Genomic DNA, 14,650 nt, shown 5'->3' with positions numbered 1-14,650 from the left:
TTACGATGATAGAGTCATGGCTGTGCCAGCGACCAGCGAGTTGATGTATTCGCCGTTCTCGAAGGCGATATTCGACGACCCGTACCCGGTCTACCGGAGATTGCGGGACGAGGCGCCGGTCTACCGGGATCCCGAGAACCGCTGGTGGGTCCTGTCCAGGTTCGACGACGTTTCGCAGGCTTTGCGGGACTGGGAGACGTTTTCGTCCAAGCGCGGGCCGGCGCCGGAGAACCCGGACAACGATGGCCGCAAATACTCGGTGATCTCGATGGACCCACCCCGCCACGATCGCATTCGCGGCGTCCTCAAAGGGTTCTTCACGCCAAAAGCGGTCGCCGCCATGGAGTCTGCCCTGCGGGAGGTGGTCAGCACCCACCTGGGCCGGCTGCGACCGGGTACCACCGTCGACGCGATGGAGGCCTTCGCGTTCACCGTTCCCACGGACGTAATCGGTGATCTCCTCGGTGTGCCAGCCGGTGACCGGGCGCAGCTCCGGGTCTGGTGGGAGGCGTTCCTCACTCGTGAGGAAGGCGAGGTGACCATGCCGGCCAAAGCCATCGAGGCCAACCGGCTGATCAGCCAGTACATCGGTGACCTGATCGAGCGGCGCCGCACCGACCCGGGTGACGACTTGATCAGCATCGTGCTGCAAGCCAGGTTCGACGATCCCGAAGCCGGCGGTGACCGATCGCTGACCGCACACGAGGTGCTGATGTTCTGCAATCTCCTATCGGCCGCCGGCTCAGAAACCACCCAGAAGCTGATCTCCAACGGCCTGGTCGCGCTCGCGGAACATCCTGAACAGTGGCATCGAATCGTCAAGGACCGCAGTGTCATTCCCGCCGCGGTCAACGAGGCGCTTCGCTACGACACCCCGAGCCACTGGGTGGCGCGCACCTTGACCCGGCCCATCGAGCGTCACGGCGTCACGATGCAGGCCGGTGACTGGGTGCTGCTGCTGCTTGGCAGCGCCAACCGGGACGAACGGCGCTACGACGATCCCGACCGCTTCATCATCGGAAGGCCGCGCGGCACCGACGTGTACTTCGGATGGGGAATTCATATTTGTCTCGGGCAGTGGTTGGCGCGCCGAGAGGCTCAGCTGGTGTTCGAATACATCGCCGACAAGTTCCCGGAGTATGCCATCGGGGCGCGCGAGCGGGTACTCACCGCGACCGTACGCGGGTATACCAGCGTGGAGATGACGCTGCGCTGACCATGGAAATCGCCTTCACCGACGAGCAGCAGTTGCTGCAGGAGACCGCGGCTCAGCTGGGGGAGAGCATCGGCGTCACCAACCCGGACGACATCGCGACAGGTGAGGCGCTCGACGCCCAATGGCAGCGGCTCGTGGACCTCGGCGTGCCGACGTTGCGTTCGCCCGGCCTGTGTGGACTTGCCGCCAGCGGCGTCGAAACCGCAATCGTCATCGAACAACTCGCAAGGACCCTTAGCGCCGTTCCGGTGGTGGGCCAGGCGGTGCTTGCCGGCGAGCTGCTCGACGCCGCCGGTGCCGACAAGGAACTCGAGCGCATCGCTGAAGGCGACCTGCGGGTGGCGCCGGTGTTGCGCGCAGACCTGGCGGGATTCTGCGCTGCGAACTGGCCGGGCGTGGCCTTCGACGCCGCCGGCGCGACCCACGGACTGTGTGCACTACGCGCCGACGGCCACCGCCGACTCGTATGCGCCCCGCTGGACGGCACAAAGACCGATGCGCTGGACCTCACTCGCGTCATCCGTTGTACCACAACCAATCTGGGAGATAATGCTGAACCGACGGGAAATCCGATCAGCGACGAACGGTGGCAGCGGGTGGAGTCGCTGGCGATGACCGCGTTCGCGGCCGACCTGGTTGGTGTCATGCAGGGCGCCTTGGACGACGCGGTGCGCTATGCGGGTGAGCGTGCTCAATTCGGGGCGAAGATCGGGTCATTCCAAGCCGTGGCCCATCTCCTCGCCGATGCACTCGTGCAGGTGGAAGGCGCCCGGAGTTGCCTCTGGCATGCGGCGTGGGCGATCGACCACCTGTCAGTAGAAGAGGCGCGCCTGGCGGCGATGACGGCGAAGGCATACGCCTCGGCCGCGGGCCGGGAGGTGGTGGAGACGACCGTTCAGGTCTTCGGCGGTATCGCGATCACCTGGGAGCACGTTTCGCATCTGCGCCTCCGGCGGACACTGTTGGACCGGCGGTTGTTCGGCGACGAGGCGGTTCACTATGAGGCCATCGCCGCGCTGCGGCTGGCGAACCCGGATCTTGCTTAGCCATGGATTTCGACGACAGCGTGCCAGAAGCGGAGTTCCGCGCCGAGCTCAGGCAGTGGCTGTCCAGTCACGCGCCTGACGCCGCGATCCCCGACGACCCGGCCGCCCGTGCGGACGCGCAAAACGCCTGGCATCAGACCCTTTACGAGGCCGGATACATAGGGTTGTCCTTCCCCGTGGAGTATGGGGGCCACGGTAAGGCGCCGGTCTACGAGGCGATCCTCAACGATGAGCTCGGGCGTGCCGGCGCCGCGCCAATCGAGGGCGTGGGTCACCTCAGCAACGCGTTGCGCCTGTTTGGTACCGAGGAGCAACGCGACACGCTGCTGCCTGGGCTGTTATCCGGCCGCGTGCGCTGGTGTCAAGGGTTCTCCGAACCGGAGGCGGGGTCCGATCTTGCCGGACTGAGGACCCGCGCCGAATTGATGGACTCGGACGGTCGCCAGACGTTCCGCGTCAACGGCAGGAAGATCTGGACCAGCTTCGGTGCGGTCGCCGACTGGTGCTTTCTGCTGTGCCGCACCGAGCCGGACGCGCCGAAGCACCGCGGCATCTCCGTGTTGCTGGTGCCGATGTCGACCGCCGGCATCGAGGTGCGGCCCATCGTCAACGCCGCCCGGAACCGCGAATTCACGGAGATCGCCTTCGACAACGTCGATGTACCCGCGAGCAACCTGCTCGGTAAGCGGGGGGAAGGCTGGTCCATCGCCAACCAGCTGCTTGCCTATGAGCGTGGTCCCAGCGACATCAACTGGATCGGCCGGCTCAAAACCCAGCTACGGCGCCTCGAGGAGGACATTCGCGTTGGCTGGCTCGAAGATTCGCCGTCGGCGCGGGCCCGACTCGGGCAGGCGTACGTTGAGTTGAGGGCGCTCCAGGTGAAGGTTCTGAGATCTCTCACGGAGCGCCAAAACGGTAGGCTTCCCGGGCCCGAGGGGTCGGTGGACAAGTTGCTGATGACGCGCGCCGACCAGTTCTTCGCCCACGTCATGATGGATCTTTCGGCCAGTGGCCCACTCCTCACCGAGAGCCTGGAGTGGGACATCTACGTGTGGTCGCGCGCCGCCAGCATCTACGGCGGGACCGCTCAGATCCAGCGCAACATCGTCGCGCAACGGGTGCTGGGCTTGCCGCGGGCCTGACCGGGCCGGGTCAGCCTGGCGGGTCCCCGGTGAGGTGCTTGTAGGCCTCCTTGAGCCCTTTGAGTCGTCGCATCAGGGTCTCGTCGTTGTCATCCGACGCGCCGAGTTTGGCGGTAACCTCGGCTATTTCGGCGGCGAGGCGTTCGGCCGCCTCACCTTTGGTGAGCAGGTCCTGGTCGGCCCAATCGTCGTGCGGGATGCGCGACTGCGGGGTACCGGGTTGTGTCATGGTTCTCCTCGATGCGCCCTGTTCGTTTGAGCTCCGGCTACGATCGGCGCTATAGTCAACTAATCACAATCTGTTCACTTGTACCGTATCGCACGACTTCGAGAATCGACTCCCACAATGCCGCTGCAACCTTCGATGAAGCTCCTGTCCGTCGACGACCACCTGATCGAGCCACCGCAGGTCTGGGCGGACAGGCTGCCGAAGAAGTTCCTTGACGACGGTCCCCGCATCGTCGATTTTCCGCGCGACGGGGCTCCGCCGATTCAGCAGTGGGTATACGAGGGCAGGGCCTATCCCAACATCGGGCTGAACGCGGTCGCCGGCAAGTCGCCGGAGGAGTTCGGCGTCGATCCGATTCGCTACGCCGACATGATCCCGGGTTGCTACGATCCGAAGGCCCGGCTGGCGGACATGGACATCGACGGCGTGCACGCCATGCTGTGCTTTCCGTCCTTTCCGCGCTTCTGTGGCACCGTTTTCCTGGAAGGCGAGGACAAGGAACTGGCGCACCTGTCCGTCCAGGCGTGGAACGACTTCTCGCTCGACGAGTGGTGCGCCACCGACCCCGCCCGTTTCATCCCGATGGCGATCACGCCGCTGTGGGACCCGGCCCTGATCGTCGCCGAGATCGAGCGGGTGGCGGCCAAGGGGGCGCGAGCGATCGGGCTGCCAGACAACCCGACCAACCTGAAGCTGCCCAGCTACCACACGGCGCACTGGGAGCCGGTATGGTCGGCGCTCGAAGAGACCAACCTCACCGCGGTGATGCATTTCGGCAGTGGCGGATTCCCACCCCAGACCGCGCCCGAGGCACCCTTCGCGGTGATGATCACGTTGATGGGTACCACGTCCATGGCCGCGGCGACCGAGCTCATCTTCTCGCCGGTGTTCCACAAGCACCCGAACCTCAAAGTCGCGTTCTCCGAAGGCGGCGTCGGCTGGATGCCGTACCTCGTCGAGCGCGCGGACTACGTCTGGCGCAAGCACAAGTTCTACCAGAACATCCATCCCACGGTGGCGCCGTCGGAATTGTTCCGGCGCAACATCGCCGGATGCTTCATCGAAGACGAAGTCGGCATGTCGATGCGCCACCAGATTGGCATCGACAACATCACCTGGGAATGCGACTACCCGCACTCCGACTCGTTCTGGCCCAAGAGCCGCGCGCGCGCCGAGGAGATGCTCGCCGACGTGCCCGACGAGGAGGCCGCCAAGATCGTCGAACTCAACACACGGCGTTGGTATGCCTTCCCCGAGGACGGCTTCAAATCCTGTACCGCGGATGCCGGGTGGCGCCCCAACGGCGGCAACCCGCCGGAGTACGACTACGACGAGGTCATGGCCGACCACGGCGGCATCGGACTGGAGGGCTTCCTGAACAAGATGGAAGAGCAGAAGTCGCACAAGGTTTGATCTGGCTCACGCACCTGCACGTCAATCGACCGGGACGGCGATATCGGTCGGGTTGGCGCGCCCACGAAGCACTTTGGAGTCGACGACCCGCCACCGCCCCGACTCCTCCTGACCGGCCCTGGCCAGTGCCGCGGCCGACGCCGCGACCCCACCCGACAGCTTGGCGACCTCGGTCAGCCGCGCCGCCTCGTTCACCGGGTCACCGATCACCGTGTACTCGTAGCGGCCAGGGTGACCGACGTTGCCGGCCACCGCCATGCCGGCCGACACGCCGATGCCGGCCCTGATTGGCGCGCCGGACGGATTCAGCAACCTGTTGAGTTCACGCGCGGTCGCCAGCGCGTGCGAGGCGCAATCGACGTCGTCGACGGGAGCGCCGAAAATTGCCAGCGCGGCGTCCCCTTCGAACTTGTTGACAAGACCCCCGTTTTGTTCGACGACGTTCACCACTACCGCGAAAAACTCGTTGAGCGTAGCGAGCAACTCGTGGGGCTCCACTGTGATGGCCAGCCGTGTCGAGCCCACCAGATCCACGAACAACACCGCGACGTCGCGGTTGACCCCGTCGAACTCGATCCGGTCACCCGCGCCGGCGAATTGCTCCGCTCGACGGGCCACCTCACGGCCGACGTGGCGGCCGAACAGGTCGCGGACTCGCTCGCGGTCACGCAACCCGGTCGCCATCGTGTTGAAGCCGGCCTGCAGCAGTCCCAGCTCGGAGGCGTCGAAAACGGCGACGGACACGTCGAATTCGCCGCGTTGCACGCGTTGCATGCCGCGCGTCACGTCATCGATGGGGTCGGCTATGGCCGACCCGGTGAATGCTGCGACCACTAGGCCGCAGGCCATGGCGCAGCCGCCGAGTACCAGGACGGTGAGCGCGAGGCGGTGCGCCGGATAGTCGACGGCCAAGGCGCTGGCGGCAACCAGTATGACCATCAGGAGCGGTGCACCCGTTCCGATCACCCAGGCGCTCACGGCACGCAGCCGAAGGCCTGGTCCCTGAGGTTGTGTCGGCGGGTCTTCGGTGAGCAACCTGGCCGCCGTCGGCCGCAGCGCGATCTTGCACATCCAGTAAGACAGTGCGGTTGTCACGATGGCGCCCAGGATCATCGACACGCCCAGCGTTGCCGCCAGCCACGGTGTGCCGAGGTTTATGAGCACGAAAACCGCGCTGGCCGTGGACCACACGGTCCCGTGGACGACTGCCATTCTCCTTGGTATGGCCAAGACGACGCGCCGTGCGGTGGCATCGCTCGCGCCAGCCGGCAGGCTCATCCACTGGTAGCCGAAGATCACCGCGGAGGGCAGGCTGATGGCGCAATAGCACAGCGCCGCTACGATATTGAACTTCAGCACGTGTGGTTGGGCTAGCGCCGTGCTGGTCGGGAGACCCCACAGGGCCAGTGCGGCGATCACCGCTGCGCCGACGAGGGTTGGGATGACCGCGCCGGATATCAGCAGTGGTCTTCCGGCGGGAGCGAACGGCGAGCGCAGCCGCCGCCGGACCAGCTTCACGGCGACGCCCGGGCAGCGCCGAGGCGTTCCCGCCAGTTCTTCACCATGACCAGTCGCCCCGATGAGGCGAGCGTCATGAACAACGTGTCGCCATCGGCGCTCAGCGCGACGTTGGTCGTCATCGGGTCGTCAGCCGGAATCGCGCCCAACTGTTCGCCGGTCGGCGAGAAGACGGTGACACCGCCCGTCCCCAGGGTCGCGACGAGTATCCGCCCGGCCCCGTCCACACACAGCCCGTCGGCCCCTCCGACATTCAGCGGGCCGCCGCTGGGCACCGTCGCCAGACCGCGCGCCCGGCCGACCACGCCCGGTCTGTCGAGCGTGAATTCCCAGACCCGGCGCGTGCGGGTTTCGGCCACGTAGAGCAGTGCCCCTTCCGGGGACAGGGCCACCCCGTTGGGCATCTCGAGCGGGTAGACGATCTCGCGAAGCCCACCGTCGACGGTGCCGTAGAGCAGTCCCGTCATGCCGCGGCTGCGGTTGCGCGTGGCTCCGCCATCGGTGACATAAAAGCCGCCATGGCCGTCAACGCAGATGTCGCTGGGTCGCATCAGCGCCAGCGTGCCGCCGGAGCGCGTGGCGAATTCGGTGAACAGGGTGCTGACCTGACCGCCGGCTTCGACCAGCTGCAGCGCGGGAACGACCGGGTGGTCGGGCGGCCCCATCGGCCGGAAAAGCGTTGCACAGCCGACAAACTCGTACGGCCACGGCCCGAGCCCGAAGGTGGAACCGCCGTTCTGGCAGACCACCAGCCGACCGTCGGGAAGCCGGGCCACCCCGTTGGGGCCACCGCCGGTCTCGGCGAACGTCTCGGTGACGCCGTCCGGGCGGACGCGGGTGATCCTGCCGGCAGCCATCTCCGATACCACGACGGAGCCATCGTCGAATACGACCGGGCTCTCGGGGAAGGAAAGCCCTTCGGCCAGGCAATGGGCGGCGCTCACGGCCGCGTTTCCCCTTCGCCTTTGCTCTGCCACCACGCCGTGAAGACCGGGTCGGTCAACGGCAGGTCACCGACACCAGTCTGATTTTGGGGCCAGGAGGCGGCTGGTTGTGTCAGGGGCGACGTGCGGCGGCTCACGCCGTAATACAGGCGATGCCTTCGGTGCAGGAAAAGCCAACGCCCGCCGTGGCATTCGTAGCGGTCCTCGTACTTGATGAGCTGTTCGACGAACCCGTCGGCGTGGGTCTGGGCGAAGCACTGGGCCCAGACCTGCCCGTGGGCGCGGTCCTCGGTCTCCAGCTCGACGAGGTGGTTGGCGACAAGGATGACGGCGAACACGCTCGCGTCGCCGCTGGCCGACATCAGCCGACGCAGCGCCTCGCTACCCTCTCCGTGGTCGCCGAAGCGGGCGTGTGGGACGAACAGTTCGGCCATCGCGTCGACATCCCGTGCTTCGATCGCGGCGGCGTAACGGTAGGGCAGTTGACGAATCTCCTCCTTCGCCAACAGATCCCGAACTTCAGCATCCTGCATCGGGCTAGGGCACCGGGGTCGGCGGGCCGAGTATGTAGCGCCCCGATTGCGGATGGTGATACCACCCGCCGGCCGCCGATGTCCCGCCGTCGACGTGCAGCGTCTGCCCGGTCACGTAGGCGCTGAGGTCGCTGGCGAGGAAGATTGCGGCCCCGGCCATTTCGTCGACGTGACCGGCGCGGCCCATCGGCACCATGAGTTTGGCGTTCTCGACGCCGTTGGGCGCCATCTTTGCCAGGCTTTCGGTGAGCGTGAAGTCGGGCGCGAGCCCGTTGACCCGGATGTTGTGCGGCGCCAGTTCCAGCGCGGCCGTCTTGGTGAAGTTGACCACGCCCGCTTTGGCCGCGGCGTAGGCGGCAAACCCGGGCGCGGCCCGTACCGCCTCGATGGTGCTGATGTTGATGACGCTGCCGCCTTGCCCGGCCTCGACCAGGGCCCGGGCGATGCGCTGCGTACAGAGCAGCACCTGCGTCAAGTTGATCCGGATCAGGGCATCCCAGCCGTTGGGCGAGGTGTCCAGCAGGCCCGACCAGAACACCCCGCCGGCATTGTTCACCAGGATCGTAGGAACCCCCAGCGCGTCGACGGTCGTGGCCAGCGCCGCGTCGACCTGTTCGGCCTCGCGTACGTCGGTGACGCACGCGAGGCCGCCGACCCGCGCGGCCACCTCCGTGGCACTCGGCTGGTCCTTTTCCCAGATGGCCACCCGTGCGCCGAATTCGGTGAGGGCCGCGGCGATCGCGCTTCCGATCCCACCGCCCCCGCCCGTGACGACGGCGACCCGGCCGTCCAGCGACGCGGCGTTACGGTGCAGCGTCATTCGCTTCTCCTCACGCCCTGGGACGGCATCGGGGAGCGGGCCTCCACCGGCTCGCGGCGAGAGACAGATTAACACTGAGTGTTCTGTCATCCGATCGCGTCATCGCGGCAACCGCGAGGGCTCAGCGTCCACGGAAGTTCGGATCGCGGCGCTCGGCGAAGGCCGCCATGCCCTCGGCAACGTCATCGGTCGCGGCGACCTGCTCCACCAACAGCGCCTCGGTGCGAAACGCGGCTTCGCGGTCGACGTCGAACGCTTGATTCAGCATCGCCTTGGCCGCCGCCAGCGCACGGGTGGGCCCATTAGCAAGCCGCTGGGCCCAGGTGGCGGTCTCGGCTTCAAGGTCGTCGGCGGCGACGACCTTGTTGACCAGGCCGAGGCGTTCGGCCTCGGCCGCGGACAGTTCCTCACCGAAGAACAGGAGCTGCTTTGCGACGTTGAAGGGGACCTTGCGCGCCAGCAGATAGGCGGCACCCCCGTCGGGTGCGAGCCCACGCCTCGCGAAAAGCTCGATGATGCGTGCGTTTTCGGAGGCCACGATGAGGTCACACGCCAGCACCATGCTGGCGCCCACGCCGGCGGCGATCCCGTTTAGCGCGCATACAACGGGCTTCTCGCAGTCGAGCAACGCGGACACCACCGCCTGGGACCCGGTACGCAGGATGCGGGCGGCGTCACCGGCTACGCGGTCCTTCTTCGGCTGCATTCCCGGGTCTCGCAGATTAGGTCCCGTACAGAAATGCTTGTCACCGCGGCCGGTAAGCACCACCGCCCTGACACCTGGCTCGTCGGAGGCTGACCGCAGGTTTTCGATGAGGGCCTGCTGCACCGCCCGCGTCACCGAATTGCCGGCTTCGGGGCGGTCCAAGACCAACCAGAGCACCGCGCCTTCCGTGCGGACTGAAAGGCCGGGAGTCACAGCCGAATCGGCACGCTGGCGGGGCCGCGCACGGAGTTGGTGTGCACGTACGTCACCGCACCAGGGTCAACGTCCCAGGTCGGGAAGCGCTTCAACGTCTCTTCGAGGGCGACGCGGGCCTCCAGGCGGGCCAGCGCCGCGCCCAGGCAGAAGTGCGAACCGTGGCCGAAGCTGATGTGGCGGATTCCCGCGCGTTCGACGTCGAGGACGTCCGGGTTCTCGTATTGGCGTTCGTCGCGGCCCGCCGACCCGGTCAGCAGGGCAACGCGTGAGCCAGCCGGGATGAGCGTGCCGTTGTAGGTGACGTCGCGTTTCGTGTAGCGGCCCTGTACGGGCGACGGCGCGTCGTAACGCAACAGTTCCTCGACGGCGTTTCCGATCAGGTCCGGGCGGTCAACTAGCTTGGCTCGCTGGTCGGGGTACCGCGCCAGGGTCAGCGCGGCCCATCCCAGCAGGCGCGCAACCGTCTCGTTGCCGGCGACGTTGATCATCGCGATGAACATCAACACTTCGCCGTCGTCCAGGCGACGGGTTTCGCGGCCCGCCTGAACCAGGTCGGAAGTCATCAGGTTGCCGACGATGTCGTCGGCCGGCGCGGCCCGCCGTCGCTGAATCTGATCGGCGTAGTAGCCCAGCAGCTTCGCGTTGGCCTGCTGGCCCTCCTCGTTCAGCTGAGTCGTGCCCTCGTCGCGGTGAAGCTGGGCATCCGACCACTCGCGCAGGTTGTCGTGGTCTTCCTCGGGGAAGCCCAGCAGCGAGCTGATCACCATCACCGGTAACTTCATCGAGAAGTCGCGCACATAGTCAAAGCCCTCGGCGCCGACGAACCCATCCAGGTAGGCGCAGCACAGCGAACGGACCCGGTCCTCGAGCCGGGCGATCTGGGTGCGAAAGAACGTGCGATTGACCATCTTTCGCATTGCGGTGTGGTCGGGTGGATCCATCATGATCATCGCCCTGGGCGGCGGCCACGGCTCGTCGGTGATCGCGTCGAGGGTGATCCCGTGCGACGAGGAAAACGTCTCGGTATCCAGCGACGCTTCCATCACGTCAGTGAACCGGCTCAAAGCATAGAAGCCGTACTGGTCGTTGTAGTAAGTTGGCGCTTCGTCGCGCAGCCGTTTCCAGACCCCGTACGGGTTCTGGTGCAACGCGCGGTCGAATGGATCCCAACGTAACTCGATCGTCGTCATCGGCATCGTCCCTCCGCCAAAGAACACTATTACATTATCTGTATAGTTGCACCATGCTGACGACGCGGTGATCGTCTGCCCGGTGTTGAGGAGGACGAACGATGCAAACGCGAGAGCTCGAGCACGTGATCTATGAGAAGGACGGCCCGATCGCGCGGATCATCCTCAACAACCCGGACGCCGCCAATGCCCAGAGCTCGGAAATGGTCCACAGCGTCAACGAGGCGCTCGACGACGCACAGTACGACTATGACATCAAGGTCGTCATCATCAAGGCCAACGGTAAGGGGTTCTGCTCCGGCCATATTCCGACCGGCGCGTACCCGGAGTTCATGGCCGAACTGCAAGCGTCCGGGAAGGTGTGGCGTTCCGCTGCGCAGTTGTTCCTGTGGCCGGTGCTGAAGTTGTGGGAGTTTCCCAAGCCTGTGATCGCCCAGGTGCATGGGTATGCGATCGGCGGGGGTACGACCTGGGCGCTGATCCCCGAGATCACCGTGTGTTCCGAGGACGCGTGGTTCCAAATGCCCCTGGTCCCGGGTTTCGGACTGCCGGGCGCCGAGACCATGTTCGAGCCCTGGGTGTTCATGAACTACAAGCGGGCCGCCGAATACCTGTACACCGCTCAACGGCTGAGCGCGGCGGAAGCGCTCGAGTTCGGCCTGGTCAACCGCGTGGTGCCTGCCGACCAGCTCGAGGACACCGTCGAGGAATTGGCCGCACAGATCGCGAAGGCGCCCCTGATCACCCTGCAGGCCGTCAAGTCCGGGATCATCCGTGCGTGGGAGACCATGGGGTTCCGCACCCACCAACAGACGACCAACGACCTGCAAGCGATGGTGACCGGCAGCAAAGAGTTTCAGGAGTTCATGGCGGAGCTGATGAAGAAGGGCTCCAAACCCACCGAGCGTATCTAGCCATGCCTTTGAAACCGATCATTCGCTTCGGCGGTGATAAGAGCACCGAGTCACTGCGGGCCTCCATCCGCGAGTGGCTGGCAGCCAACCTCCCGGACGAATTCCGGCGCACCGCGGCCAATCCCGACTACCTACCGCGCGACGCCCACGAGCGTGCGGTCGCATTCTGCAAGAAGTTGCACGAGCGGGGCTGGTTTGTGCCGCATTGGCCCGCCGAGTACGAGGGCGGCGGACGCGGGATCGTCGAACAGGTGATCATTCGCGAGGAGCTAGCCTATGCGGGCGCACCGCTGGTGAACACCAATGGAGTCAACATGCTGGCGCCGGTCTTGTTCAGATACGGGACGCCCGAACAAAAAGCGGAACACCTGCCGGCCATCGCACGCTCGGAACGGATGTGGGCACAGGGTTATTCGGAGCCGGAGGCCGGCTCGGACCTGGCGTCGCTGCGCATGACGGCCCGGCGAGACGGCGACGACTACGTCCTGGACGGCCAGAAGACCTGGACGAGCAACGGCGTGCTGGCCGACTGGATCTTCGTGCTGGCCCGCACCTCGCCCGTGGCGGACAAGCGCCAGGCCGGCATCTCGTTCTTCCTCGTCGACATGGAAAGTCACGGAATCACCCGTCGGCCCATCCGGTCCATGACTGGTTACCCGACTTTCGCCGAGGAGTTCTTCGACGGTGTGCGCGTGCCCGCCGCCAACCTCGTCGGGACCGAGGGGGAGGGGTGGACGGTCGGGAAGGCGCTGCTCGACGCCGAACGGTCAAACGTCACCAGGGCGGCCCAAGCCCAGCGTTATCTCGATGAGCTCGTCGACTGGTGCCACGCGCAGAAGGGCTCAACGCACGACCCCCTGTCCGATCCGGCCAACCGCATAGCGCTTTCCCGCGCAGTCGAACGCGTCGAGGTGGGCCGCGCCTTGTCCTATCGCGTCGCGCACCAACAGGCTTCCGGCGCGCTGGATCCAGCGCTGCCGTCGTTGTCGAAGCTATATCACTCCGAACTGACCGCCGAACTGCGCGGACTCGGGGCCCAAATCCTCGGTCCGGCAGGCGGACTCATGCCGGATGACCCCGGCGCCGTGCTCGACGGACACTTTTCGGAAGGCCTCTTGCTGTCCCTGCTTCACACGATCGGCGGCGGCACCAGCGAGATTCAACGCGACCTGATTTCCACGGTCGGTTTGGGTATGCCGCGCTGATGTCAGGAGTAGGCGGCCCGTCCGTCGGCGGCCGCCGAACGTTGTTGCGCCACGGTCGCCATCGCCAGTTCGAGCGGGTGAAAGGCGGCGAGCTGAGCGGCCTCGGCCGAATTGATCAGCCGCTTGGTCATTTCGACCGCCCCAGCGTCGGCTTGGCCGAGCTCATCGGCGATGACGACCGCCCGCGCGATCGCCGAACCCGGCTCCACCACATCGGTGACCAGCCCCAGCCGCTCGGCGTCTCCCGCCGAGAGGCGGGTTCCACGCAGCAGCAACGACGCCGCGCGGTGCCTCCCGAGCTGCTGGGTCAGGCGCCACGCCAGCCCGCCGTCGGGAACCACGGCGCGGGCCACGAACGGCGCGGCGAAGTAGGCGTCGGACGCGCACACCACGAGGTCACACGACAGGGCCAGGCTCCATCCGAGGCCGATGGCCGCGCCCTCGACCGCGGCAAGGGTCGGCACCGGCACCGCTTTGAGTTGTTCCATCACCCGCTGGGCGTGTTCGACCCGGCCGGCGGGGCCCAGCGGACCGCTGCCGTATGCCGGCCCGGTCTTCAAATCGCCACCCGCACAGAAGAAGCCGTCCGCGCCCGCCAGCACGACGCCGCGAACGTCATCCGCGACGACGCCGTCAAGCACCTCCGACAGTTCGCTCCACGACTCGTAGCGCAGGGCGTTGCGCTGTCGCGGCCGGTTGAGCAGCAGGAGGGCTATGCCGTCGCGGTCCTCGCGGCGGATCAACCGATCGTTTGCTGTCACTGGCGGCCGAGGAACTTGTCGATGGCGGCACGGTGTTCGGGCGTGGTGAAACACTCAGTCTCTGCGGAGATCCCGTATTCGAGGATGCCGGTGATCGCGCGCTGGGCGTGCAGGTTCAACGTCCGCTTCGTGTCCTGCACTGCCCGTGGTGGTAACGCGGCCAGACGGTGTGCAATCGACAGCCCCTCCTGCTTGATCTCCGCGTGCGGCACGACCCGGTTGGCCAAGCCCAACTCGACCGCCTTGTCGGCCTTGATGCGTTCGCCGAGCATCAGGTACTCCTTGGCCTTTAACAGGCTCATCAGCAACGGCCACAGCACCGAACCGCCATCGCCGGCCACCAGCCCGCTCGCGACATGTGTGTCGGCAAAGAATGCCCTGTCGGACATCAGGACGATGTCGCACAAGACCGCGATGCTGCACCCGAAGCCGACCGCGGGCCCGTTGACAGCGGCGACGACGGGCAGCGGAAAGTCGATCATGTCGCGCACGATGCGTCGGGCGTCGCGCATCCCGGCACGGCGAGTGACCGGGTTGTTGACGTGGGTTTCCAGCCACTCCACCAGGTTTCCGCCGGCGGAGAAGTAATCGCCCGTGCCGGTGATCAGCACCGCACGCGCGTCGGGATCCTCGGCCAGGGTCGCCCACAGTCTCGTAAATGCCGTGTGCATCGTGTTGTTGACCGCGTTGGCGTCGTCGGGGTTGTTCAACGTCACGATCCGGACGGGACCGTCGGCGGCCACGAGGATCTCCTCGCAGCCGGTCATTTCGGACGTGCCCTGCGGTAATTCGGTCAT

15 protein-coding genes are annotated in these 14,650 nt (G+C 66.3%); 6 read left to right on the top strand and 9 right to left on the bottom strand.

Translation table 11 applies throughout. From position 1 onward, the window contains the following. The first annotated feature begins 16 nt into the window (after window positions 1-16). Genes A5706_RS03785 through A5706_RS03775 form a run of 3 tightly spaced genes read left to right on the top strand, consistent with a single transcriptional unit; the run spans window position 17 to window position 3,404 of the window. Complete coding sequence (locus A5706_RS03785; RefSeq protein ID WP_068127188.1) at window positions 17-1,216, top strand: cytochrome P450; 1,200 nt, start codon at window positions 17-19, stop codon at window positions 1,214-1,216. Between the two features lie 2 nt (window positions 1,217-1,218). After that, window positions 1,219-2,262, top strand: coding sequence for an acyl-CoA dehydrogenase family protein (locus A5706_RS03780; protein ID WP_068127187.1), 1,044 nt, complete (start codon window positions 1,219-1,221; stop codon window positions 2,260-2,262). 2 nt (window positions 2,263-2,264) lie between these two features. Further along, window positions 2,265-3,404: an acyl-CoA dehydrogenase family protein gene (locus tag A5706_RS03775; protein ID WP_068127185.1), complete on the top strand. Its 1,140-nt coding sequence runs from the start codon at window positions 2,265-2,267 to the stop codon at window positions 3,402-3,404. Between the two features lie 10 nt (window positions 3,405-3,414). Here A5706_RS03775 and A5706_RS03770 read toward each other — a convergent pair whose 3' ends face one another. Further along, window positions 3,415-3,633: a hypothetical protein gene (locus A5706_RS03770; protein ID WP_068127183.1), complete on the bottom strand. Its 219-nt coding sequence runs from the start codon at window positions 3,631-3,633 to the stop codon at window positions 3,415-3,417. 117 nt (window positions 3,634-3,750) lie between these two features. Here A5706_RS03770 and A5706_RS03765 point away from each other — a divergent pair, with 117 nt between their 5' ends. Next, window positions 3,751-5,046 (top strand): amidohydrolase family protein, encoded by a 1,296-nt coding sequence (locus A5706_RS03765; RefSeq protein ID WP_068127181.1) that lies wholly within the window; start codon window positions 3,751-3,753, stop codon window positions 5,044-5,046. A 21-nt stretch (window positions 5,047-5,067) separates the two neighbouring features. Here A5706_RS03765 and A5706_RS03760 read toward each other — a convergent pair whose 3' ends face one another. The 6 genes from A5706_RS03760 to A5706_RS03735 all read right to left on the bottom strand — a co-directional run bounded on the left by A5706_RS03760 (window position 5,068) and on the right by A5706_RS03735 (window position 10,973). Then, window positions 5,068-6,564 carry an adenylate/guanylate cyclase domain-containing protein gene (locus tag A5706_RS03760; protein ID WP_082964182.1) on the bottom strand — a complete coding sequence of 499 codons (1,497 nt, stop codon included), beginning with the start codon at window positions 6,562-6,564 and terminating at the stop codon, window positions 5,068-5,070. Further along, entirely contained in the window at window positions 6,561-7,508 is a 948-nt protein-coding gene (locus A5706_RS03755; RefSeq protein WP_082964181.1) for an SMP-30/gluconolactonase/LRE family protein, read from the bottom strand. Before A5706_RS03755 ends, A5706_RS03760 begins: the two co-directional genes overlap by 4 nt. Then, window positions 7,505-8,041 carry a nuclear transport factor 2 family protein gene (locus tag A5706_RS03750; RefSeq protein ID WP_068127179.1) on the bottom strand — a complete coding sequence of 179 codons (537 nt, stop codon included), beginning with the start codon at window positions 8,039-8,041 and terminating at the stop codon, window positions 7,505-7,507. Before A5706_RS03750 ends, A5706_RS03755 begins: the two co-directional genes overlap by 4 nt. A 4-nt stretch (window positions 8,042-8,045) precedes the next feature. Next, entirely contained in the window at window positions 8,046-8,861 is an 816-nt protein-coding gene (locus tag A5706_RS03745) for an SDR family NAD(P)-dependent oxidoreductase (protein WP_068127177.1), read from the bottom strand. A gap of 121 nt (window positions 8,862-8,982) precedes the next feature. Next, window positions 8,983-9,744: an enoyl-CoA hydratase/isomerase family protein gene (locus A5706_RS03740; RefSeq protein ID WP_082964184.1), complete on the bottom strand. Its 762-nt coding sequence runs from the start codon at window positions 9,742-9,744 to the stop codon at window positions 8,983-8,985. Between the two features lie 32 nt (window positions 9,745-9,776). Beyond that, window positions 9,777-10,973, bottom strand: coding sequence for a cytochrome P450 (locus tag A5706_RS03735; RefSeq protein WP_068127173.1), 1,197 nt, complete (start codon window positions 10,971-10,973; stop codon window positions 9,777-9,779). A 101-nt stretch (window positions 10,974-11,074) separates the two neighbouring features. Between A5706_RS03735 and A5706_RS03730 the strand changes: the two genes are divergently transcribed. Together A5706_RS03730 and A5706_RS03725 are read left to right on the top strand one after the other, a co-directional pair. Beyond that, a complete protein-coding gene (locus tag A5706_RS03730; protein WP_068127171.1) occupies window positions 11,075-11,887 on the top strand; it encodes an enoyl-CoA hydratase/isomerase family protein in 813 nt (270 codons plus the stop codon). A gap of 2 nt (window positions 11,888-11,889) precedes the next feature. Further along, on the top strand, window positions 11,890-13,092 hold the full coding sequence (locus tag A5706_RS03725) for an acyl-CoA dehydrogenase family protein (protein WP_068127169.1): 1,203 nt from the start codon (window positions 11,890-11,892) through the stop codon (window positions 13,090-13,092). A gap of 2 nt (window positions 13,093-13,094) precedes the next feature. Here the strand turns inward: A5706_RS03725 and A5706_RS03720 are convergent, their stop codons facing one another. Beyond that, on the bottom strand, window positions 13,095-13,853 hold the full coding sequence (locus tag A5706_RS03720; protein ID WP_068127166.1) for an enoyl-CoA hydratase/isomerase family protein: 759 nt from the start codon (window positions 13,851-13,853) through the stop codon (window positions 13,095-13,097). Then, window positions 13,850-14,650 carry an enoyl-CoA hydratase/isomerase family protein gene (locus tag A5706_RS03715; RefSeq protein ID WP_082964180.1) on the bottom strand — a complete coding sequence of 267 codons (801 nt, stop codon included), beginning with the start codon at window positions 14,648-14,650 and terminating at the stop codon, window positions 13,850-13,852. Before A5706_RS03715 ends, A5706_RS03720 begins: the two co-directional genes overlap by 4 nt.

The sequence above is a fragment of the Mycobacterium sp. E796 genome (assembly GCF_001672815.1).
GTDB lineage: Bacteria > Actinomycetota > Actinomycetes > Mycobacteriales > Mycobacteriaceae > Mycobacterium.
This window is presented reverse-complemented; position numbering and strand designations above follow the sequence as displayed.

Bases quoted from the DNA above. Each gene is read 5' to 3' on its own strand.
- A5706_RS03780 (WP_068127187.1), top strand. From the start codon at position 1,219: ATGGAAATCGCCTTCACCGACGAGCAGCAGTTGCTGCAGGAGACCGCG.
- A5706_RS03785 (WP_068127188.1), top strand. From the start codon at position 17: ATGGCTGTGCCAGCGACCAGCGAGTTGATGTATTCGCCGTTCTCGAAG.
- A5706_RS03715 (WP_082964180.1), bottom strand. From the start codon at position 14,650: ATGACCGAATTACCGCAGGGCACGTCCGAAATGACCGGCTGCGAGGAG.
- A5706_RS03750 (WP_068127179.1), bottom strand. From the start codon at position 8,041: ATGCAGGATGCTGAAGTTCGGGATCTGTTGGCGAAGGAGGAGATTCGT.
- A5706_RS03765 (WP_068127181.1), top strand. From the start codon at position 3,751: ATGCCGCTGCAACCTTCGATGAAGCTCCTGTCCGTCGACGACCACCTG.
- A5706_RS03745 (WP_068127177.1), bottom strand. From the start codon at position 8,861: ATGACGCTGCACCGTAACGCCGCGTCGCTGGACGGCCGGGTCGCCGTC.
- A5706_RS03775 (WP_068127185.1), top strand. From the start codon at position 2,265: ATGGATTTCGACGACAGCGTGCCAGAAGCGGAGTTCCGCGCCGAGCTC.
- A5706_RS03735 (WP_068127173.1), bottom strand. From the start codon at position 10,973: ATGACGACGATCGAGTTACGTTGGGATCCATTCGACCGCGCGTTGCAC.
- A5706_RS03770 (WP_068127183.1), bottom strand. From the start codon at position 3,633: ATGACACAACCCGGTACCCCGCAGTCGCGCATCCCGCACGACGATTGG.
- A5706_RS03730 (WP_068127171.1), top strand. From the start codon at position 11,075: ATGCAAACGCGAGAGCTCGAGCACGTGATCTATGAGAAGGACGGCCCG.
- A5706_RS03725 (WP_068127169.1), top strand. From the start codon at position 11,890: ATGCCTTTGAAACCGATCATTCGCTTCGGCGGTGATAAGAGCACCGAG.